The organism is Bradyrhizobium sp. (assembly GCF_036735945.1).
In the GTDB taxonomy this organism is placed as follows: domain Bacteria; phylum Pseudomonadota; class Alphaproteobacteria; order Rhizobiales; family Xanthobacteraceae; genus Bradyrhizobium.
Genome location: NZ_DAINNI010000089.1, coordinates 1 through 20,485 on the forward strand (window position 1 = coordinate 1; position 20,485 = coordinate 20,485).

Annotated in this window: 20 protein-coding genes; 13 read left to right on the forward strand and 7 right to left on the reverse strand. The window is 64.8% G+C overall.

Features of this window, described 5'->3' with window-relative positions; translation table 11 throughout:
• The 7 genes from V7E26_RS22165 to V7E26_RS22195 all read left to right on the forward strand — a co-directional run.
• The coding region (locus V7E26_RS22165; protein WP_324420226.1) for an LptF/LptG family permease at positions 1-686 on the forward strand (686 nt) is incomplete at its 5' end.
• A complete protein-coding gene (lptG, locus tag V7E26_RS22170) occupies positions 683-1,780 on the forward strand; it encodes an LPS export ABC transporter permease LptG (RefSeq protein ID WP_324420228.1) in 1,098 nt (365 codons plus the stop codon). The genes V7E26_RS22165 and lptG, both read left to right, overlap by 4 nt.
• 98 nt (positions 1,781-1,878) lie before the next feature.
• Positions 1,879-4,278, forward strand: a complete 2,400-nt coding sequence (locus V7E26_RS22175; RefSeq protein WP_324420256.1) for an LPS-assembly protein LptD — start codon at positions 1,879-1,881, stop codon at positions 4,276-4,278.
• 66 nt (positions 4,279-4,344) lie between these two features.
• Entirely contained in the window at positions 4,345-5,286 is a 942-nt protein-coding gene (locus V7E26_RS22180; protein WP_324420230.1) for a peptidylprolyl isomerase, read from the forward strand.
• On the forward strand, positions 5,286-6,302 hold the full coding sequence (gene pdxA / locus V7E26_RS22185; protein WP_324420258.1) for a 4-hydroxythreonine-4-phosphate dehydrogenase PdxA: 1,017 nt from the start codon (positions 5,286-5,288) through the stop codon (positions 6,300-6,302). Before V7E26_RS22180 ends, pdxA begins: the two co-directional genes overlap by 1 nt.
• Positions 6,299-7,165, forward strand: coding sequence for a 16S rRNA (adenine(1518)-N(6)/adenine(1519)-N(6))-dimethyltransferase RsmA (rsmA, locus tag V7E26_RS22190; RefSeq protein WP_324420232.1), 867 nt, complete (start codon positions 6,299-6,301; stop codon positions 7,163-7,165). Before pdxA ends, rsmA begins: the two co-directional genes overlap by 4 nt.
• A gap of 12 nt (positions 7,166-7,177) precedes the next feature.
• Complete coding sequence (locus V7E26_RS22195) at positions 7,178-8,236, forward strand: alcohol dehydrogenase (protein ID WP_324420234.1); 1,059 nt, start codon at positions 7,178-7,180, stop codon at positions 8,234-8,236.
• A 54-nt stretch (positions 8,237-8,290) separates the two neighbouring features.
• On the opposite strand, the gene V7E26_RS22200 is transcribed toward V7E26_RS22195, so the two are convergent.
• Both V7E26_RS22200 and V7E26_RS22205 read right to left on the reverse strand, forming a co-directional pair.
• Positions 8,291-8,614, reverse strand: a complete 324-nt coding sequence (locus V7E26_RS22200; protein WP_324420236.1) for a YnfA family protein — start codon at positions 8,612-8,614, stop codon at positions 8,291-8,293.
• 51 nt (positions 8,615-8,665) lie between these two features.
• Positions 8,666-8,812: a hypothetical protein gene (locus V7E26_RS22205; protein WP_324420238.1), complete on the reverse strand. Its 147-nt coding sequence runs from the start codon at positions 8,810-8,812 to the stop codon at positions 8,666-8,668.
• 276 nt (positions 8,813-9,088) lie between these two features.
• On the opposite strand from V7E26_RS22205, the gene V7E26_RS22210 reads away from it, so the two are divergent.
• Positions 9,089-9,448, forward strand: coding sequence for a hypothetical protein (locus V7E26_RS22210; RefSeq protein WP_324420240.1), 360 nt, complete (start codon positions 9,089-9,091; stop codon positions 9,446-9,448).
• A 9-nt stretch (positions 9,449-9,457) separates the two neighbouring features.
• Here V7E26_RS22210 and V7E26_RS22215 read toward each other — a convergent pair whose 3' ends face one another.
• Complete coding sequence (locus V7E26_RS22215; RefSeq protein ID WP_324420260.1) at positions 9,458-12,562, reverse strand: helicase-related protein; 3,105 nt, start codon at positions 12,560-12,562, stop codon at positions 9,458-9,460.
• A gap of 548 nt (positions 12,563-13,110) precedes the next feature.
• Positions 13,111-13,371, reverse strand: coding sequence for a hypothetical protein (locus tag V7E26_RS22220; protein ID WP_324420242.1), 261 nt, complete (start codon positions 13,369-13,371; stop codon positions 13,111-13,113).
• A gap of 560 nt (positions 13,372-13,931) precedes the next feature.
• Between V7E26_RS22220 and V7E26_RS22225 the strand changes: the two genes are divergently transcribed.
• Entirely contained in the window at positions 13,932-14,291 is a 360-nt protein-coding gene (locus V7E26_RS22225) for a hypothetical protein (protein ID WP_324420244.1), read from the forward strand.
• 216 nt (positions 14,292-14,507) lie between these two features.
• Here the strand turns inward: V7E26_RS22225 and V7E26_RS22230 are convergent, their stop codons facing one another.
• Positions 14,508-14,918: a hypothetical protein gene (locus V7E26_RS22230; protein WP_324420246.1), complete on the reverse strand. Its 411-nt coding sequence runs from the start codon at positions 14,916-14,918 to the stop codon at positions 14,508-14,510.
• 1,025 nt (positions 14,919-15,943) lie between these two features.
• Here V7E26_RS22230 and V7E26_RS22235 point away from each other — a divergent pair.
• The 4 genes from V7E26_RS22235 to V7E26_RS22250 all read left to right on the forward strand — a co-directional run bounded on the left by V7E26_RS22235 (position 15,944) and on the right by V7E26_RS22250 (position 19,700).
• Complete coding sequence (locus V7E26_RS22235) at positions 15,944-17,299, forward strand: caspase family protein (protein WP_324420248.1); 1,356 nt, start codon at positions 15,944-15,946, stop codon at positions 17,297-17,299.
• A 32-nt stretch (positions 17,300-17,331) separates the two neighbouring features.
• Positions 17,332-17,835, forward strand: coding sequence for a hypothetical protein (locus tag V7E26_RS22240; RefSeq protein WP_324420250.1), 504 nt, complete (start codon positions 17,332-17,334; stop codon positions 17,833-17,835).
• 45 nt (positions 17,836-17,880) lie between these two features.
• Positions 17,881-18,396, forward strand: a complete 516-nt coding sequence (locus V7E26_RS22245) for a hypothetical protein (RefSeq protein WP_324420252.1) — start codon at positions 17,881-17,883, stop codon at positions 18,394-18,396.
• A 197-nt stretch (positions 18,397-18,593) separates the two neighbouring features.
• Positions 18,594-19,700 (forward strand): hypothetical protein, encoded by a 1,107-nt coding sequence (locus V7E26_RS22250; RefSeq protein WP_324420254.1) that lies wholly within the window; start codon positions 18,594-18,596, stop codon positions 19,698-19,700.
• A gap of 18 nt (positions 19,701-19,718) precedes the next feature.
• On the opposite strand, the gene gmk is transcribed toward V7E26_RS22250, so the two are convergent.
• Together gmk and V7E26_RS22260 are read right to left on the reverse strand one after the other, a co-directional pair.
• On the reverse strand, positions 19,719-20,372 hold the full coding sequence (gene gmk / locus V7E26_RS22255) for a guanylate kinase (protein WP_442893456.1): 654 nt from the start codon (positions 20,370-20,372) through the stop codon (positions 19,719-19,721).
• A gap of 3 nt (positions 20,373-20,375) precedes the next feature.
• Positions 20,376-20,485 (reverse strand): endoribonuclease YicC domain-containing protein (locus tag V7E26_RS22260; protein ID WP_324420264.1); only part of this gene is annotated, 110 nt, incomplete at its 5' end.

Sequence of the window (20,485 nt, forward strand, 5' to 3'; positions counted from 1 at the left end):
GCGAGCGGCAGCCCGGCGGCGTGCTCGCCGGCATCTTCGTCGACGACCGCCGCGACCCCAAGGAGCGCGTCACCATCATTGCCGACCACGGCACGGTGCTGAAGAACGAGACCGGCTCCTATCTGGTGCTCGAGGACGGCAATCTCGAACGTTTCGAGACAGGCAAGCGCGACCCGGCATTCGTGGCCTTCGTTCGTTACGCCTTCGACATGTCGAAATTCTCCAATCGCGGCCGCGACGTCGCGCTCGGCATTCGCGAACGCTATCTCTGGGAGCTGATTTCGCCCCCGGAGGACGATCCGATCTACAAGCAGCTTTCCGGGCAATTTTACGCCGAACTGCATGACCGCCTGCTCGCGCCGGTCTATCCGTTCGCCTTCGCCGTCCTGACCTTCGCCTTTCTCGGCACGCCGCGCACCACCCGGCAGAGCCGCAATTTCTCGATCGGCGGCTCGATCCTGGCAGTGTTCGGCCTGCGCATGGCGGGCTTTGCCTGCTCGGTGATGGCGGTGAAGACGCCGGCGATGGCGCTGGTCCAGTACTCGATGCTGTTTGGCGCTATCGCGATCGGAATGTGGATGATCGTCGGCGGCGTCGTGGTGGAACCGCCGGCGGCGCTGATGGAAGCGATCAACCGGTCGAATGCGCGGCTGGCGCGGCTCTTCGGGAGGCCTGCCACCGCATGAGCATGATGACCAATACGCTCGGGCGATACTTTGCCGGCCGCTTCCTGGTCTCGGCGGTGGGCGTGTTCGCGAGCATCTTCGTGCTCCTCGTGCTGGTCGACTACATCGAAATGGTCCGCAAGACCTCGGGCCTCGTCTCGGTCTCGGCGATCACGGTGGCGCAGACCTCGCTCTACCGGGTGCCGCAGCTGCTCGAAAAGCTGATGCCGTTCTGCGTCCTGATCGGCGCGATGACCTGCTATCTGGCGCTGTCGCGGCGGCTCGAACTGGTGGTGGCGCGCGCCGCCGGCGTATCCGCCTGGCAGTTCATCTCGCCGGCGCTCGCCAGCTCGATCATCCTGGGGACGCTGGCCACGGTCGCCTACAATCCGATGTCGGCGAACCTGCGTGAGCTCTCGAAGCGGATGGAAGCGGAGCTGTTCGGCTCGGCGCCGGGCGGCGGCATTCAGGACGCTTCCGGCTTCTGGCTCAACCAGATCAACAGCGATGGCCAGTCGATCATCAACGCTGCGCGCAGCGAGCAGCAGGGGGTCCGGCTGACCGGGCTCACCGTGTTCCGATTCGACCCGGACCTGCAGTTCAGGGAGCGAATCGAGGCCCGCGAGGCAACCCTCGAGGAGGGCCGCTGGGCGTTCAAATCGGTACGTAGATACTCCCTGGATAAACCTCCGGTTGATCAGGAGACGTACTACCTCTCAACTACCCTCACCCCCGCCCAGGTCCGCAACAGTTTCTCCACCCCCGAAACCGTGTCTTTTTGGCAACTGCCCGGCTATATCCGCTCGTCCGAAAGCTCCGGCTTCGCCACCGCGGGGTATCGTCTGCAGTACCATAAGCTCATCGCACAGCCATTTTTGCTGGCTGCAATGGTGATGTTGGCGGCTTCCGTGAGCCTTCGCTTCTTCCGGATGGGCGGCGTTCAGAAGATGGTTTTAAGTGGCGTGGGCGCAGGGTTTCTGCTCTACGTTCTATCGAAAGTTACTGAGGATTTGAGCAAGGCTGAGTTGATGCATCCCATCGCTGCCGCGTGGTTGCCTGTCTGTGTGGGCGGCCTCACGGGATTCTTGGCCTTGTTGTACCAGGAGGACGGGTAGTGGCCGTTGTCGCCGCCCGCCAGTTGAGGTCGCCTGCGTTCAGGTGGCGTACCCATGTGCGCCGCCGTGGAGCCCGCTTGGCCGCCGTTGGCGTACCGATGTTTGCCCTGCTTGCCGGGTTGCTCCTGGTTGGCTCGATGGAGCTTGTCCTGACGCTGCCGGCGTCGGCGCAGACCTTCACCTACAACCCGCGCCCGCCCAAGCCGCCGCCGCGGCCGGTCAGCAATGACGGCAGGATGGTCGTGCAAGCGGTCGAGGTGGACTACGATTACAACAACCAGCGCGTGTCGGCGGTCGGCAACGTGCAGATGTTCTACAACGGCACCAGCGTGGAGGCCGACAAGGTCGTCTACGACCAGAAGACCAAGCGGCTGCATGCGGAAGGCAACATCCGCCTCACCGATGCCGAGGGCAAGGTCACCTACGCCAACATCATGGATCTGAGCGACGACTACCGTGACGGGTTCGTCGACTCGCTGCGCGTCGACACCGCCGACGACACGCGCATGGCGGCGTCGCGCGCCGATCGTTCCGCGGGCAATTACACCGTGTTCGAAAACGGCGTGTATACGGCCTGCGCGCCGTGCAAGGACAATCCGAAGAAGCCGCCGCTGTGGCAGGTCAAGGGTGCGCGCATCATCCACAACCAGACCGACAAGATGCTGTACTTCGAGAACGCGCAGCTCGAATTCTTCGGCGTGCCGATGGCGTATCTGCCCTACTTCTCGACGCCCGACCCGACCGTGAAGCGCAAGACGGGCTTCCTGATGCCCGCCTACAGCACCAACTCGACCTATGGCTACGCCGTCGAGACCCCGTTCTACTGGGCGATCGCGCCGGACTATGACGCGACCTTCAATCCGCGCTTCACCAGCAAGCAGGGCGTGCTGTTCCAGGGCGAGTTCCGCCAGCGGCTGATCAACGGCTCGTACCAGATCCGCGCCTACGGCATTAACCAGCTCGACCCCGGCGCGTTCGCCGGGCAGCCGGGCAACCGCGACGTCCGCGGCGGCATCGACACCAAGGGTCAGTTCGCGCTCAACGACAAATGGGTCTGGGGCTGGGACGGCGTTCTGCTGTCCGACTACTACTTCTTCTCGGACTACCGGCTGGCGCAGTACCGCGATCCCCTCGGATCGTTCCTGAGCCTGCCGACGGAAGCGATTTCGCAGCTCTATCTGACCGGCGTCGGCAACCGCAGCTTCTTCGACGCGCGGACGATCTACTATCTCTCGTTCTCCGGCAGCCAGGACAAGGTGCCGGTGATCCATCCGGTGATCGACTACAGCAACGTCTTCAACCACCCGATCCTGGGCGGCGAGGTCAGCTACAAGACTAACTTCACCAGCCTGTCGCGCACCACCGCGGCGTTCGACCCGATCACGACGCTGGCCAACACCACTGGCCTGTGCCTGAACGCGTCGGCCGATCCGCTGGCCCGCATTCCCTCGCAGTGCCTGCTGCGCGGCGTGCCCGGCACCTACACGCGGCTGACGGCTGAAGCCCAGTGGCGGCGCTCCTACACCGACCCGATCGGCCAGATCTGGACGCCGTTTGCGATCATGCGCGCCGACGCCATCGACGCCTCGATCTCGAACCAGCCCGGCGTTTCGAACTTCCTGCCCGTCGGCGACACGCAGGCGGTCCGCCTGATGCCGACGGTCGGCCTCGAATATCGCTACCCCTTCATCAACGTTCAGCCCTGGGGCACCACCACGATCGAGCCGATCGCACAGATCATCGCACGTCCGAACGAGACCTATGCCGGCAAGCTTCCCAACGAGGACGCGCAGAGCATGGTGTTCGACGCCAGCAACCTGTTCGCGGTCGACAAGTTCTCCGGCTACGACCGTGTCGAGGGCGGCGGCCGCGCCAATGTCGGCGTGCAGGCGACCACGCAGTTCGATCGCGGCGGCAGCGTCAACGTGCTGTTCGGCCAGTCCTACCAGCTGTTCGGCCTGAACTCGTTCGCGGTGGCTGACGTCACCAACACCGGGCTCAATTCCGGCCTGCAGAACACCCGGTCCGACTACGTCGCCCGCGTCAACTACTCGCCGAACCGGACCTATACGTTCAGCGTGCGCTCGCGCATCGATGAGGCGACGCTCAACGTCAACCGCTTCGAGGCCGAGGGACGCGCCTCGTTCGACCGCTGGTCGGTCAGCATGCTGTACGGCAACTACGCCGCCCAGCCGGAACTCGGCTATCTGACCCGGCGCGAAGGCCTGCTCGGCAGCGCCTCGATCAAGCTGGCGGCGAACTGGGTGGTGTCGGGTGCGGCACGCTGGGACCTTGAAGCCAACAAGCTGAACCAGTACATCATCGGCGCAGGCTATGTGGATGACTGTTTCGTGCTCGCGGCCAACTACGTCACGTCCTATACCTATTCGGCCGGGACGACGCCGCCAGTGCTCAATCATGCGTTCATGTTGCAGATCGGCCTGCGGACCATTGCGAACTCGTCCTCGTCGGCCAGCAGCACTGGCGGCATCCAGTAAGGCCCGACCGTGCCGGCGAGTACCCAGCGAAAATGCGGTACGAATGCTCGATGCGGTTGATATGACATGACCACTCCTATGCTCCCTCCTCGCCGACTGCCTTCCCTGACTGCCGGCTGTGCCCTCGCGCTCGCTACGCTGGCGGCCGGGATCTCGCCGCTGCCGGCCCAGTCCATTGCCTGCATGGTCAACGGCGAGCCGATCACCAGCCTCGACATCGAGCAGCGCACCAAGCTCGACTTCCTGACCACGCGCAAGCATGCAGCGAAGCAGGAAATCCTCGACGAGTTGATCAACGACAAGGTCAAGATCAAGGAAGCCAGGCGATTTGGCGTCGATCCCGGCGTAAGCGAGCTGGACCAGGCCTTTGCGGGGATGGCCCAGCGCATGCGCATCACCTCCGACCAGCTCGCCAAATCGCTGGAGAGCCAGGGTGTGCGGCCGGAAACGATGAAAGCCCGCCTCAAGTCGGAAATGGTCTGGGGCAGCCTGGTGCGCGGCCGCTTCAAGGAAAGCCTGCAGGTCGGCGAGAAGGACGTCGCCACCGCCGCCCAGCAAGGCGGCGAGTCGACCCAGGTCGATGCCTTCGAATACAAGCTGCAGCCGATCGTTCTGATCGTGCCGCGCGGCTCAGCGCAAGGCGCGATCGATCAGCGCCGCAAGGAGGCGGAATCCTTGCGCGAGCGCGTGCAGAGCTGCGACCAGGCCAACGACTACTTCAAGTCGATGCAGAATGCCGCGATCCGCCCTGCCGTCACCAAGACCTCGGCCGACATCCCCGGCCCACTGCGCGAGCTCCTCGACAAGACGCCGGTCGGCCACCTGACCCCGCCCGAAATCACCAAGCAGGGCGTCGAGATGGTGGCGCTGTGCGAGCGGAAGCCGACCAAGATCGACACGCCGAAGAAGCGCGAAATCCGCGAAAAGATGTACACGCAGAAGTACGAGGCAAAGTCGAAGGCTTACCTGGCGGAGATCCGCAAGGCCGCGATGATCGAATGCCGTTGATGGCCGGTGGTCCGAACCGGGCTCTCGCGCTGACATCCGGCGAGCCCGCCGGCATCGGACCCGACATCGCGCTTGCCGCCTGGCTGCGCCGCGGCGAACTCGATCTCCCGCCGTTCTATCTGCTCGGCGACCGCGGCTTCTTCGCCGAGCGGGCGAAGCTGTTGGGCCTGCCGGTCCAGTTCGCCGACGCCACGCCGGAGGAGGCCTGCGCTTCATTCGCAAAAGCCCTGCCGGTCGTCGCCACCGGCGAAACCGCCACCGCCCGCCCCGGACAGCCCGATGAGACCAGCGCGAGCGCGGCGCTCGCCTCGATTCGCCATGCGGTCGAGCATGTCAGGAGCGGACGCGCCGGCGCCGTCGTCACCAATCCGATCGCCAAGAGCGTGCTCTACCGCGCCGGCTTCCGCCATCCCGGCCATACCGAATATCTCGCCGAGCTTGCCGCCGACGGGAAGATCGCGCCGCAGCCGGTGATGATGCTGTGGTCGCCGGCGCTCGCCGTCGTTCCCGTCACCATCCATCTGTCGCTGCGCGAGGCGATAGCCCAGCTCACCAGCGACCTCATCGTGACGACAGCGCGGATTGCGGTCGCCGACATGCAAGCGCATTTCGGCCTGGCGCGGCCGCGGCTTGCGGTATCGGGCCTCAATCCGCATGCCGGCGAGGATGGCTCGCTCGGCAGCGAGGACATCGACATCGTTACACCAGCCATCGAGACGCTGCGCCGGGACGGCATCGACGCCCGAGGCCCGCTGCCGGCCGACACCATGTTCCACGCCGCGGCGCGCAAGACCTATGACTGCGCCGTCTGCATGTATCACGACCAGGCGCTGATCCCGATCAAGACCATCGCGTTCGAGGACGCCGTCAACGTCACGCTCGGATTGCCGTTCATCCGGACCTCGCCGGACCACGGCACCGCCTTCGACATTGCCGGCACCGGCAAGGCCAATCCGTCGAGCCTTGCCGCGGCGCTACGGCTCGCCGCACGCATGGCGGCAACCAGACCACAATGAGCGCGATCGACGATCTCCCGCCGCTGCGCGAGGTGATCCGCCAACACTCCCTGTCGGCACGCAAATCGCTCGGCCAGAACTTCCTGCTCGACCTCAACCTCACCGCGCGGATCGCGCGCGCCGCCGGTCCGCTCGAAGGCGCCACCGTGATCGAAATCGGCCCCGGCCCCGGCGGGCTGACGCGCGCGCTGCTGGCGCTCGGCGCCAAACGCGTCATCGCGGTCGAGCGCGACGAGCGCGCGCTGGCCCCGCTCGATTACATCGCCAGGCGCTATCCCGGGCGGCTCGAGATCGTGCACGCCGACGCCCAGCATTTCGATCCCCGTCCGATGCTCGGCGGCGAGCGTGCGAAGATCGTCGCCAATCTGCCCTACAACATCGCGACCGCGCTGCTGGTGGACTGGCTCTCGATCGAGCCGTGGCCGCCCTGGTACGACATGATGATCCTGATGTTCCAGCGCGAGGTCGCCGAGCGCATCGTCGCGCGGGAGAATGAGGAGGCCTATGGCCGCCTCGCCGTGCTCGCCAACTGGCGCACCGAGACCAAAATCCTGTTCGACATTTCCCCTGCCGCCTTCGTGCCGCAGCCCAAGGTGACCTCCTCGGTGGTGCGCCTGGTGCCGCGCCCTGCCCCGGAGCCGTGCGACCGCCGCGCGCTGGAACAGGTGGCGGCCGCGGCGTTCGGCCAGCGCCGCAAGATGCTGCGGCAGAGCCTGAAATCACTGTCGGTCGATCCGGCGCGCCTCGCCGAGGCTGCGAACGTCGACGCGACCAGGCGCGCCGAGACCATCCCGGTCTCGGGCTTTGTTGCCATGGCCCGTGAATTGACCGATATACGAGGCACAAAAGCAAACGCCGTATAAGGAGTGAACGCCATGGCGCGAATGGTCCGCCAATCCCTCGTCAAATTCGATGCGCCATTGTGCGAAACCATCATCGACACGCCGAAGCCGGCGGGCCGCGAGGTTCTCGTCCGCATCGAGCGCTGCGGCCTCTGCCATTCCGACCTGCACATCCAGGACGGCTACGCCGATCTCGGCGGCGGCAAGAAGCTCGACACCACGCGCGGCATGACGCTGCCGTTCACGCTCGGACACGAGATCGCCGGCGTCGTCGATGAAGTTGGCCCGGATGCCCCGAAAGAAATGATCGGCAAGAAGTTCGCGGTATTCCCCTGGATCGGCTGCGGCCAGTGCCGCGACTGCGCCAATGGCGACGAGAACCTCTGCGTCAAGCAGCGCTTTCTCGGCGTCTCCATCGACGGCGGTTTTGCCACCCACGTGCTGGTGCCCGACGCGAAATATCTGCTCGAATATGATCCGCTCCCGGTCAACCAGGCGGCGACGCTGATGTGCTCGGGCGTCACGGCCTATGGCGCGCTGAAGCGGCTGGCCGACCGTCCGCGGCAGCGCAATCTCCTGCTGATCGGGCTCGGCGGCGTCGGCATGATGGGACTGTCGTTCGCCCAAGCCATGTTCAAGCAGAACATCACGGTCGCCGATCTCTCGCCGGCCGCGCGCGAGACCGCGCTGAAGAACGGCGCAGCCAACGCCTACGATCCCTCCGAGCCTGAAATCGTCCGGCGCATCCTGAAAGAGACCGAAGGCGGCTTCGACGGCGTCGTCGATTTCGCCGGCAACGAGAAATCGATGGCGTTTGCGGTCGCGACGGTGGCGCGCGGCGGCAAGATCGTGGTCTCCGGCCTGATGGGCGGCAATTTCAGCCTGCCAATGGTGCAGTGGGTCTACAAGCGCATGACCATCGAGGGCTTCATGGTCGGCACGCTCGCCGAAGGCAAGGAACTGATGGCGCTCGCCCGCGCCGGCAAGATCAAGCCGACGCCGATGCAGGAAGAGCCGATGGCCGACGTCCAGAAATGGATCGAGGAGCTGCGCGCCGGCAAGGTCGTCGGCCGTATCGTGCTGAAGAACTGAACCGACGCGCGACGCGTCACTGCGATCGATTGCCGTGACGCGTCGCGCCGAACTTCACGCGCGCGGCCCCCACAGGATCACCGCCGCGCCGATCAGGCACAGGCTGGCGCCGGCGACGTCCCAGCGATCGGGACGAACGCTCTCGATCATCCAGAGCCAGGCCAGCGACGCCACGATGTAGATGCCGCCATAGCTGGCGTAGGCGCGTCCTGCCGCGTCGGTCCCGACAAGCGTCAGCAGATAGGCAAAGGCGACGAGCGAGAGCAGGCCCGGCAGCAGCCACCAGATCGGCTTGTCGAGACGCAGCCAGGCCCAGAAGGCAAAGCAGCCGGCGATCTCCGCGATCGCGGCGCCGACATAGACGATAGCGGTTTTCATGGCTCGACCGTCGCACGGCATCCGCCGCCGCTCAAGGCAGCGGCCGACTTCCTACTCCGCGGCATGGGACGATTGCTTGGCGGCGATCTCGGCGAGCCGGACCTGCTCCTTGAGCTTCTGCAACTCGGCGATTTTTTTCTGGAGAGTTTCCCTGCGCACCAGGAGTTTAGCCCTGGCAAATAGAATCTTTCGTTCCATCGCGATCCCCCCGCCCACGCGGAACATAGGGCCGCGCGACGACGGCAATTGTTAACCAGCTCACAAGCAGCGTGACGAATTGCTACCTTTTGGATGGCGCCGGACTGAGCTTTGGCTCATACCACGCGCCCCTTCACCTCGCGATGCAATTCAAGGTGACCCAATCGAAGCATTCAGGCAGTCAAGGTCGGCACCAGCCGCAAGCGCGTCGAGCGACGGCCGGGACTGACCGAGATTTGAATCGCCCCGCAACGGCCGGCCGTCTATGGTGCGCCGATGCTGCGCCTTACTTTCCCATCGGTTGCCATCATCCTGACACTGCTGCCCGCCGTCGCAACCGCTGCGCCGCCCAACAAGCGGCCGGCGCCACGCTGGCACGGTTACGGCTTTCTGCCGGGCTATCGTCAGCCGCCGAACAACACCGTTCCACCCTACGCCTTGAAAGGCTTGTCTTCGCGGCTGGCGCGGGCCAACCGGCGCCCCTGGTATATCGATCCGGTCCCGCAATATTATGGGTGGGACGACAACTGGCATTATTTCGGCCGGCCCGGCTTTTACGGCGGCCGCTACAATGGCGGCAGTTTTGGCCCGTGCTGGACGCGCACGCCGATCGGCCCGGTCTGGAACTGCGGCTGATCACGCCCCTCAATCGTCCAGACACTCCAGGAATTCCTCGACCCGATCGAACGGCTTTCTCTTGCCATTGCCGGCATGGACCACGCGATCGCCGTCGCGGACGAGGGATTTCGATCTTGATTTGCGGAGACGGCCGGGCAGGAAGGTCGCGGCGACGGCCTCCGGTCCGACATCGAGCCGCACGATGCCGCGGCGCTTGCAATCGAGCCTGAGCCTCGCGGCCGCGAAGAAATCGTGCGCCGCCGGCGGTAGCCGGCCGAAGCGCCGCGCAGTTTCCTCCTCAAGTTCCTCCAGTTCGTCTTCGCTGCGGCACCTGGCGGCGCGGCCATAAATCTCCAGCCGCACCGCAGCCGACTGCACGTAGCTCGTCGGCAGCGTGTCCGCGAATGGCAGGTTGAGGTCGGGCACCCAGAGATCGCCGGCCCTGTCGGCCGTCTTCTCCGAGGCCCGCTTCAGAAGGTGGCTGTAGAGCACCGGCCCGAACACCTGTACATGGCCGGATTGCCGCTCCGAGAACAGGTCTCCCGCGCCTCTGAGGTCGAGATCGCGCTCGCTGATGGCAAAACCCGCGCCCGGCCTGCTGAACTCTTCCAGAATGGCCAGGCGCTTTTCGGAATGTTCCGAAGCCGACTCGGTCAGCAGATGCGCGAAGGCCCGCGTTCCGCCGCGCCCCACCCGGCCCCTGAGCTGATGCAGTTGCGACAGGCCGAACTTTTCCGGCCAGCAGATGACGATGGTGTTCGCGCGGGGAATGTCGAGGCCGCTCTCCACGATATTGGTTGTGAGCAGAACGTCCGCCTTGCCCTCGACGAAGCTCATCATGCGGTCGTCGAGCTCGTCGGCGGGCAGCTTGCCGTGAAGGCAGACGATGCGGAGATCAGGCGCCGCCGACTGCACCCGCGCCAGCATCGGCTCCAGATCCTGGATGCGCGGACAGATCAGGAAGCTCTGCCCGTGACGTCGCTGCTCGCGCAGCAATGCCGCGGCGATCGCGGCGTCCGATAGCGGCGCGACCCTGGTGACGACAGGCAGCCGGTGAACCGGCGGCGTTGCGATCACGCTGAGATCCCGGAAGCCCGCAAGGCCTGCCGCCAACGTGCGCGGTATCGGCGTGGCGCTCATCCAGAGCGTATGGACGCCTTTTGCGAGACTGGAGAGTTTCGCTTTCTCCGCCGCGCCGAAATGCTGCTCCTCGTCGATGATGACGAGCGCTGGGTTGGCGAAACGCACGTCCTTCGAGGTGAGCGCCTGCGTGCCGACCACGACCTTCAATTTGCCGCTGCGCAATCCTTCCTTGGTCTCCCTCGTTTCCGCAGCCGAGGTGGCCCGCGACAGGCTTCCCACCTCGATACCGAGCGGAACGAACCGCTTGCGGAAGTTCGCGACGTGCTGCCTGGCCAGCACCGTCGTCGGCACGGCGATGGCAACCTGTTTCCCCGACAGCGCGACCGCCGCCGCCGCCCGCATGGCGACCTCGGTCTTGCCGAAGCCGACGTCGCCGCAGATAACGCGATCCATCGGATGGCCGGACGCGAGATCGTCCAGCACGTCCTGAATGGCCCTCGCCTGGTCGAGCGTCGTGAAATACGGAAAGCGTGCGACGAACTTCTCATAGGCATGCCCTGGCGCGGCCAGCTTGGGCGCACGCCGGCGACGGCGCTGGGCGATATGCCTGCCGAGTTCCCTGGCCGCGATCTGGATTTCCTGCTCGGCCTCGCCGCGCCTTCCCCACCACGTGCTGCCGTCCGCTTTGTCCAACGCCAGTTTGCCGAGTTCGGTCGCGTAAGGCCAGATCAGGGCAAGATCGGCGGGGGGAACCAGAACGGCATCGTCACCTGCGAACTCGAGCCTGATCATATCGCGCGATTCCCCGCCGCCTGCGCTGAGGGCCTGCAAGCCGTCGAGCACGGCCCGCCCTCGCTGCAGGTGAACCACCACCGAGCCGCGCTCCGGTACGTCTGGGTGATCGAACGCCGCGGTCCAGGCTCTTGCCATCGGCTGCGGGTGATGCGCCCTGCTGCCGAGCACATCGGATGCCGTCACAACGACAAGCGGCTTGCGGCCGGAACCGATGAAGCCGGCGTCGAAATCAGCCAGAAGCGCGCCCTCGCTGCTTCCTGCTGCCGTCGCCTCGTTCCAGTCGGCGAATCGCTCCGCCTTGATCCCGCCGATGCGCTCCATCGCGCGCAAATCGTCCGCCACCGCCGCGACAAACAGCAGCCGCGATCCGGCATCCTGCGTGTCGGCGATGAACGCACGGAGCGCCTTCCTTGGCGCCGCCAGCTTCGAAAAGTCGGGCGTCGCCGCAAAGGCGGCCTTGCGCGGCAGCACGCTGATGCGCTTCGCCAGCTTCTTCCAGTCTCTTCGATCCATATATTCGCGTTCCGCCTCCCGGCGAGGCGCCGACTCTGCAATCGTGTTCAGCCAGCTATCGGCATGGCCGGGAACGGCTGCGTCCGCGATCCACCGCGCGCGGCTACAATAGTCCGACAATGTCGCCCGCTGCCCCCGCTTGCCTTTCAACGCAAGGCGCTCCGACATCGGATCGACAATGAGCTCCCTGACCTCGAACACGACATCGTGCTCTCCGGGATCGACGGCCACGATCTTGCGGATCGCTGCGCCGGAATGTTCGATTCTGAACGGACCCAGCGCGCCCGCTGGAAAAATCTCGAAGGTCTTGCCGTGAAACAGCGCAGTGCCCGGATATTCCGCCTCCTCGTCGAGATCGTATCCGAGCGCCTCCAACTGGGCCTTGAGCTCCTGCTCGGCAAAGCGCGCCCCGACCTTCAGGCTCAGGCTGAGACGCCCCCAGCTCGCGGGCGGTGGCAGCCGCTCCATGATCGCCTCCGCCGTCGACACCAGGAAGACCGGCTTCCTGGCTTTGGCGAGACGCCGCAACACCGAGCTCCGCCTGCCCGCGATCTCCTGCGACGGCTCCAGCCCATCGAACGGCAAGGTGTTCAATCTGGGAAATACCAGCACGTCGAGCGAACGGTCGAGCGAATGGAGGATGCCGCCGAGCCGCTCTGCCCTGTTCTCGTCTTCGGCCAGGAACACGATGCCCTTGCGGCCGGACTTCCCGAATTGTTCGAGGAGATGAAGCGCCAACATGCCAAGCGGCGAGGAAGAGGAGATCAAGGAACGCGGCGACGCCTTGCTTTTCTTCGCCGCGCCGGCGCCGGCCTTTTTGGCTTTTAGCACTTAGTATCCATCATCGTTTTGAGCACGCACGATCGGCCGGGATTACAATCCCGGCGACCGCAGGTCCGTCATCTAAAACATCAGGCCGGCAGCCTCAACCAAAACCGAGAGCCACCTTGCTGCAGGTCCTGGCTGAGTCGTTTTGATGTCGAAGTCGTGCTTGATGCCGCACGTTCGATCGTTGTCCAACGCGGACGGTTGTTTCGGACAGGCGGAAGCATCGGGGCAAGGAGCGACCGCCTCAGCGCGGCCCGCCCTGGCTCACCTTCTCCGCAATCATTTCGCACACGCCCCTGGCGACAGCAAGGCCGCGATCACCGGCGATTTCGTGTTGACGGCCGAAGAGGCGCGAAGCAACGCGAACCAGATCGCCGCTCCGGCACAGCCGCATGCTGGACAACCAGCCGCGCCTGATCGTCGAAATCACCCGAGAGCATCATAGAAACGTCGATCTGGATTCAACGACGGCCGACACGATCGACGGGGCCGCCTCGGTTCATTGGCGTTCCCGGACGGACCGCTTCGCGGGCGGCAGCGCGCGCCACAGGACGCGGCCTCAGCACAACGCCGGCCCTTGCGACACAGCCGACTGGATATTCGACATACTGGCAGTAGACTACAGCGCTCGCCGGATGACTGGTAACTGCGGTCGCCAGCAGTCCTAACGCGGTACTCAGCGCAAGCCCGGCGAACGTGAGTGACAATCGAAGCTGCCGCATAACTCCCTCCCGTGGTAAGGTGCATCTACCGCACTGGGGCCCCGGCTCCGACTCCCAGCTAAGGCTCGCCGGAGATGCCGCGTTGACATAGGTCAAGCGGCCAGCGTGGCCGACAGGATCGGTATCGCCAACTGGCACAAATCTGTTCTTCGCTGAATTCCACGATGCCAATGGATTGGCCTCAGGGACAGTTTCAGAACGACCGCGTGATGAACCAGCTTATGGAGCGCTGCTCTGGATGTGCGGGACACGGCAACAAGCGGGGCGGTGAACAAGCTTCACGATCGCCAGTTGAGCGCTGCAAGTTCATGGCGACGAGGCGCATGAGCGCGCTCTGATCGCTCATGGGTATCCGGAATTTCGAATCCTGCGCCGTGGTCCATTTAAATCGGCACTGGAAGGCGCGGGCTTATCATGGGTAATGGCTTCTGACCCATTGCCTCCTTTTGGACGAACGTCGCCTGGCCGGAAGCTCCGGCTGGATGCGGTAGGCGACGGTCTCCCCCGTTGATCCAAGTCAATTCGCCTCCCTTGGGGATGCCGGACAATACGATGGGGCAATGGAGGAAATGAACATGAAAATGACGTCTGGTACTTTGGCTATTTCCGCTTTGACGTTCGCATGTGCATTGTCATTCTCGCCAGGCTGGAAGGGGCAAGATGGCCTTTCGCTCACCAGCAAGGCAGAGGCACAGGCCCGTGTTTATATCACTCGACGTGGCTACGCATCGGGCGCGGCTTACTATACCGCGGATGGTCTCCCCTGGTACGCCGTGAGAGCGTACTACTTCGGCGGCCCGTGGAGCGGCGCAGGCTGGAGTTACACAGGTTGGCCGGATTACGCTGCCCGCAACGGCATCGGCTGCATACCCGGCACCGCGATAAAGGGCGGCGACGGCCTCATGTACGTCTGCCAGTAGAGTTGAGCGTTGAGTTGGCGAGACCATTGCTGGGGCTCGCCAATCAGCTAAGCTGCATCACCATCTCAATTGAGAGCCATCACCTCTTGCCGGACAAGCAGATCGCTTGTCCGGCCTGCGGCTCGCGGCGTCCAGCAAGTCCAGCGCTATTGCCTTGCGCCAAACTGCGACGGCCGATCAACTGATCCGCAGGCTGTATGCCTATTCTGGAAGCGCTCAGCTGTCCGCGCAATGGAAGAACCATCTGCTTCCGCCAAAGCCGTCGCCGGACCCGGACACTTTATCGAAGCCATTGACGTGCTGCAGCGTGCCGTTGAGCCGGAGTGTCAGAGAGCCCGAATTGATATTCGTGCTGGTGATCACGTCCGACCAATCACCGGTAATGAGATTGGTCTGGGGATTGTAAACGCCCTTGAACACGTTGGTCCACGATCGTCCGCCATCGCCGCTCTTTCCCATCCACCACACGACGTTGCCGGCGTTACGTCTGACGTGATACGTGCCTCCATCGTCAGACAACCATTGGCCACTGAGCTGCGAACGCGAAACACACAGTGCCTGCGCATTTGTGGCGAGTACGATGGCGAGGCTCACTCCAACTCCGGTGGCAGCAAGGAGCGAACGCATGTCTTCCTCCTGTTGGTTGATCGTTCGACCGTGTAGCTACCTTGCCGCACGATCTGGAGCTTCGGTGTAATGTGCTTCACACGAACGGCGCGGCAGGCCGTCGCATCACGCGGCAAGCCACCAATTGCCGTTCCGACCAAATGGCTCGCGCGGTCATGGCGCTTCCATGTCCGGTAAATCCAGTCGCGAGCTGCCTGCGGCAAACTGGCACGACGGGCAAATCACTTCTGATTTTCAGAAACGCCGTCAAGCCCGAGAATCAAAAATATTCCGCTATCGCTTTCACCCAAATCAGCCGTACAACTACGCCTGTTCCAGCCCGCCATGAGGGCGTCTCGCGAACGTCACGGACGTTGGGCCGGAATGCGGTGGACGCAGCAGCGCCAGGCGCGCGGTGTGATTGCAGGGCGGGCTTTCGCCTGTGAGCGATCGAACGGCGCGCGGACGACCGGCGCTTAAACGCTCTTGCGGGATCTTCGGCCGGCAGCACATGGGCTCGCCGAAGCGCACCTTGCAAGGGAAGCTGCGGACGGCAAAAGCGTGTGGTTCCGACACCCGTTGCTGGTGTCAAGCCGGTGGAGATGGTCGAGCCCGACCGGGCTTCGATCCATCGTCAATTCATCGGCGACGGAGGCCAGAGGAATTCGGCTCCGGGAAGAGCGCGCCATAGGCCGTTAAAACCATCGCGCAGGGAAAGCCGGGTGTTCCGGCGCGCCTGCGGTCTGCCGTGTGCGTTGTTGCGCGCACGACTGCGGGTGCTTTGGGCACCCGGCTTTCTCTGCCCCCTCTGCTTTCAGAGGGCAGCATCGATGCAAAACTTCGGGCGTTACGCGCCGCGAGATCGCAATGTCACATCCAGCGTTAAATGTCACATCCAGCGTTAGCTGCCTCTCTCGAAAACAACCATACGTATCGGAGCACCGGTTGATCTTGCGCGCCAGGGCCGGGTTTTGCGGCGCCGCGCAGCTTTTCGCTGAACCGACGCCCTGATAATCTGTCATTATTTCATTAGAGGCTTATTGAAGATGGGCGGGGCGTTCGGCAGGACAATCTGGAAAATCGCGGCGCTGGCATCCCTGCTCGCGGTCGCCCTCGCCGCACCAGCCGCGGCGGAAAAACGCGTGGCGCTGGTCGTCGGCAACTCCGCCTATCAGAACGTGACCCGGCTCGACAATCCCCGCAGCGACGCCGCGCTGATGGCGGAGACGCTCATAGCTCTCGGCTTCACCTTGATCGGCGGCCGTGCCCAGCTCGACCTCGACAAGCCGGCGATGGACCTCGCCGTGCAGAATTTCGGCCGGCAGGTTCAGGGCGCCGACGTTGCGCTGTTCTATTATGCCGGCCACGGCGTGCAGGTCTCCGGCTCGAACTATCTGGTGCCGGTCAGCGCCAATCCGGTGCGCGAGGCTGACGTCGATTTCCAGATGGTCGACGTCAACCTCGTGCTGCGGCAGATGCAGGGTTCGGGCACGCGGCTCAACATGGTGATCCTCGATGCCTGCCGTAACAATCCGTTCGGCGCGCGCGGCCTGCGCGCCTCCGACGGCGGCCTCGCCCAGATGCGGGCGCCGGAGGGCACGCTGATCTCCTATGCGACGCAGCCCGGCAATGTCGCGCTCGACGGCACCGACGGTCACAGCCCCTATACGAAGGCGCTGGCGACAACGATCAAGCAGGCCGGGCTCGACATCTTCCAGACCTTCAACCAGGTCGGCCTCGCCGTGAAGCGGCAGACCGGCGGATCGCAGCAGCCCTGGGTGTCGTCCTCGCCGATCGACGGCAATTTCTATTTCGTGCCGCCTGCCCCGGCATCGCAGCAGGTCGCCGCGGTCGCGCCGCAGCCCGAGCCGCTGGTCTCGACGCTGCGCCCCGATCCCGACCGCATCCCGATCAAGGATCCGGTGCTGCTGCGCGAACTGAGCGACCGCCTGTTCGAGCTCAATTACGATCCGGAGCCGCTCGACAGCAAGAACGGCATGCGTGCCGCAATCTCCAGGTTTCAGGAAAAGGTCAGGATGACGCCATCGGGTGAGGCCACCGAAGGCGTGCTGACGCGGCTGCGCAAGATGGAGGACCTGAAGCCGTGGGGCTCGATCGTTTACGGGCCCGACAGCGACAAATGGGGCATGTCCTGGAATCACTCGTCGCGCCGCGCGGCGATCGAGGACGCCCGCGGCAATTGCGGCAGCAGCAAATGTCCGATGGAGCTCTCCTTCTACGGCTCGCGATGCGGCGCCTTCGCGATTTCAGGGAAATCCTGGTCGCTGGTCCAGCGCGACACCGTCCAGCGCGCCCGGGACGCCGCGCTTGACGAGTGCGGAAAGACTGGCAAATCTTGCCGCATTATTGGCGCGGTCTGTGCCGATGGATCGGGCCGCTGAAATCCGTTGTTCGATATTGGAATTGCCCGCTAATGCGACATGCCGCCCGCCCCTCGCCCGCCATCCTTGCCGTTGCCCTGCTGATCGCGCTGGCGAGCGGGTCCGTCGTTACTCATGCGCAATCGGGCAGCGCCGGCGGCAGCATCGGCAACGAGGAGAAATCATTGTCCGGCTCGCGCGAGCCGCCGCGCGCCAATGAGCAGGAGAAGCAAGGCCGCAGCAAACCGGATGCGGACGAGTCCCGCCCCTCGAAAAAAGGCGGCGGCGGAGGCACCCATTTCGACGGCGCGTGGATCGTCCGCTCCCGCGGCGTCACCTGTCAGGGCACCGGCAGCAACGCCGTGGTCGTCACCAGCGGCAAGATCATCGGCCAGAACGCCCGCGGCACCGTCAGCCCCGACGGCCGGGTCTACGCCACGACCAACGACGGCGGCATCACCGTGATCACGACCGGCCGGCTCTCGGGACGCAGCGGCGGCGGGACGTTCCGGCAATCGGATGGCTGCACGGGGAACTGGACGGCGTCGAAGCAGTAGCCCAGCCGGTTCGCCAAGCGGCAGGAAATATTGGAAAATTTCAATATGAAATTCTCGATGGAATATATGGCTCGACATTCGATCGGCATTGGCCTCCGCTCGCTCCTCGTCACCATCGCCATGTCAGGCGCGGCTCTGGCGCAGTCCGGCAGCGCCGGCGGCAGCATCGGCAACGAGGAGAAGTCGCTGTCCGGCTCGCGCGCGGCTGAACCCTCCAGGCCGGCACGACGTGGCAAGCCCGAATCCGAGGAGCCGCGCCGCGCATCGCGCAAGAGTGGCGGCGAAGGCAGCGGTGGCGGCGGCAATTTCGACGGCACCTGGGTTTCCGTCGCCGTGGGCACGCCCTGCGGTAGCGCGACCGAGCGGTTCGTCATCTCGGGTGGCAGAGTGTCGGGCGAATTGAGCTCCGGCTCGGTCAGCCCGAACGGCGCCACGCGGACCGGCGGCTCCATGCAGGGCCTGAGCTGGACCAGCACCGGCCGATTCTCGGGCCGCAGCGGCTCCGGCTCGTTCGTCCGGTCCGACGGATGCAGGGGACGCTGGACCGCTTCTAAACAATAGTCTCGGCGGGAGTGCGAAGCGCTCCGATTTTTCAAAGACTTTCATGTACTTAGTGGACCATAAATGAGGCGGCTGGCAGGCCGCAATTTTACCCCATCTGCTCCAAAATCGCGGCTCATTGCGACCTAACTCTCTAAGCAAATTTGCAGCATTAGCGTAGCGTTGCGTGTTCGGGGTCGCAGATGTCGAAGTGTTCCGTGAAGTTCGTCCCGGTTCTGTTTGCCGGTGTCGTGGCTGGAACGAACCTCGCCACCGTGACTGGTCTGCGGGCCCAGGCGACGGATCGAACGGCTGAAGCGAGCGTGCAGGTCGCCCAGGTCGCGGACAGCTGCCTGACGACGCCGAGCGGTGCGACCCCCGCGGGCAGTCACTGGTACTACCGCATCGATCGCGTCACCAAGCGGCAGTGCTGGTATCTGCGCGAAGAGAGCGAGAAGTCCGACGACAGGTTCGCGCGCGCCGCGCCGCCGGAATCGGCTCCGGCTTCACCGCCTTCGACCGACGGATCGCGGACGCGCAAATTCACCGAGGCACGCGCCGAATACGTTGCCCAGCAGTCCCGCGCCGAACCGGTCCAGGCAGAAACCCGATTGATTGCCGCGCCCCCTGCGCCCGCCGTTCAGGCCCCTGAGCGTGCAACGATGCCAAACGTGCTGGCGCCTTCGCCGCTCTCGAACGCACGCTGGAACGACACGCCCGTCGCGAGCGCTTCGGCCAATCCGGCCCCAGTTCAGGTGGCTGCGGCCACCACGCCGGCCGTCGAGCAGCAGCCGCGAGCCGACTACATTCAGCAGCCAACCGCGGAGCAGGTCGCGGCTGTTGCAGCAGAACCGGCAAAGCCGACCGCCTCGTTCCAGATGCTGCTCATTGTGATGGCGGCGGCGCTTGCGCTCGCCGGCCTCACGGTCAGCGCGATCGTCCGGATCGGCCGCATGCGGGCCCGCCGCGCGATGCGGCGCAAGCGGCGCGCGATGTGGGACACCGCCCGCGCCAGGAAGCGCGCACCGCAGCCGACGTTCCAGGACGAGGACGCCAAGCTGCGGCGCGCCACCAGCGGCATGCAGCGCGCCCGCGCCCCGCGGGACAAGACCTTCCAGGAGCGCAGCTTCCAGGACCGGAACTTTCAGGACCGCAACTTCCAGGACCGGCCGTTCCAGGAACGAGCGACACGCGTGCCCCGCGAGCGGCCGGCCCCGGATCGATCCTACGCGCCTCCGGAGCGGCGACCTGTGCCGCAACAGCGGGAGCGCGAACAGCAGGTCACGGAAATGCTGGCCCGCCTCGCCCGCAGCGCGCAGAGTTGATCGAAACGGACGAGGCGGCTACTTCTCGAGTTGGCGCTGCAGCTTGCGCACGAACTCTGTCAGGCCGACGCGGCGCTCGCGCTTCAGCCGCTCGGCCTTGAGGATCGACTGCACCTCGGCGAAGGCATCATCGACACTCTGGTTGACGACGATGTAGTCGTATTCCGCCCAATGGCTGAGTTCATGGGTGGCGCGGCTCATCCGGCCGCGAATCACCTCGTCCGAATCCTGCGCCCGCGTGTGCAGGCGTTTCTCGAGATCGGCGGCCGAGGGCGGCAGGATGAAGACGCGGACCACGTCGACGCTCGCCTTCTGATGCAGTTGCTGGGTGCCCTGCCAGTCGATGTCGAACAGGACATCCCGCCCCGCCGACAGCGCCGCCTCGACCGGCGCGCGCGGCGTGCCATAGAGATTGTCGAACACGGTCGCCCATTCGAGCAGTTCGCCCTGCTCCACCATCTTCTCGAATTTCGGCTTGTCGACGAAGAAATAATCGCGCCCCTCGACTTCGCCGGGCCGCATCGAGCGCGTCGTCGCCGAGACCGACATCTTCAGGCCCGGCTCACGCTCGAGCAGCATGCGCGACAGCGTCGTCTTGCCCGCACCCGAGGGCGAGGACAGCACGAACATCAGCCCGCGCCGCTCAACTCCGTCGAGACCGGAAGCCACCATCCCTCACTCCAGATTCTGGACCTGTTCGCGGAACTGCTCGACCACGTTCTTCATTTCAAGCCCGGTCTGGGTCAATTCCAGATCGTTCGATTTGGAGCAGCAGGTGTTGACCT

Bases quoted from the DNA above. Each gene is read 5' to 3' on its own strand.
- V7E26_RS22245 (WP_324420252.1), top strand. From the start codon at position 17,881: ATGAAATTCTCGATGGAATATATGGCTCGACATTCGATCGGCATTGGC.
- V7E26_RS22215 (WP_324420260.1), bottom strand. From the start codon at position 12,562: ATGTTGGCGCTTCATCTCCTCGAACAATTCGGGAAGTCCGGCCGCAAG.
- V7E26_RS22205 (WP_324420238.1), bottom strand. From the start codon at position 8,812: ATGGAACGAAAGATTCTATTTGCCAGGGCTAAACTCCTGGTGCGCAGG.
- V7E26_RS22235 (WP_324420248.1), top strand. From the start codon at position 15,944: ATGGGCGGGGCGTTCGGCAGGACAATCTGGAAAATCGCGGCGCTGGCA.
- V7E26_RS22175 (WP_324420256.1), top strand. From the start codon at position 1,879: ATGTTTGCCCTGCTTGCCGGGTTGCTCCTGGTTGGCTCGATGGAGCTT.
- rsmA (WP_324420232.1), top strand. From the start codon at position 6,299: ATGAGCGCGATCGACGATCTCCCGCCGCTGCGCGAGGTGATCCGCCAA.
- V7E26_RS22210 (WP_324420240.1), top strand. From the start codon at position 9,089: ATGCTGCGCCTTACTTTCCCATCGGTTGCCATCATCCTGACACTGCTG.
- V7E26_RS22220 (WP_324420242.1), bottom strand. From the start codon at position 13,371: ATGCGGCAGCTTCGATTGTCACTCACGTTCGCCGGGCTTGCGCTGAGT.
- V7E26_RS22195 (WP_324420234.1), top strand. From the start codon at position 7,178: ATGGCGCGAATGGTCCGCCAATCCCTCGTCAAATTCGATGCGCCATTG.
- V7E26_RS22240 (WP_324420250.1), top strand. From the start codon at position 17,332: ATGCGACATGCCGCCCGCCCCTCGCCCGCCATCCTTGCCGTTGCCCTG.
- lptG (WP_324420228.1), top strand. From the start codon at position 683: ATGAGCATGATGACCAATACGCTCGGGCGATACTTTGCCGGCCGCTTC.
- V7E26_RS22200 (WP_324420236.1), bottom strand. From the start codon at position 8,614: ATGAAAACCGCTATCGTCTATGTCGGCGCCGCGATCGCGGAGATCGCC.
- pdxA (WP_324420258.1), top strand. From the start codon at position 5,286: ATGGCCGGTGGTCCGAACCGGGCTCTCGCGCTGACATCCGGCGAGCCC.
- gmk (WP_442893456.1), bottom strand. From the start codon at position 20,372: ATGGTGGCTTCCGGTCTCGACGGAGTTGAGCGGCGCGGGCTGATGTTC.
- V7E26_RS22180 (WP_324420230.1), top strand. From the start codon at position 4,345: ATGACCACTCCTATGCTCCCTCCTCGCCGACTGCCTTCCCTGACTGCC.
- V7E26_RS22225 (WP_324420244.1), top strand. From the start codon at position 13,932: ATGGAGGAAATGAACATGAAAATGACGTCTGGTACTTTGGCTATTTCC.
- V7E26_RS22230 (WP_324420246.1), bottom strand. From the start codon at position 14,918: ATGCGTTCGCTCCTTGCTGCCACCGGAGTTGGAGTGAGCCTCGCCATC.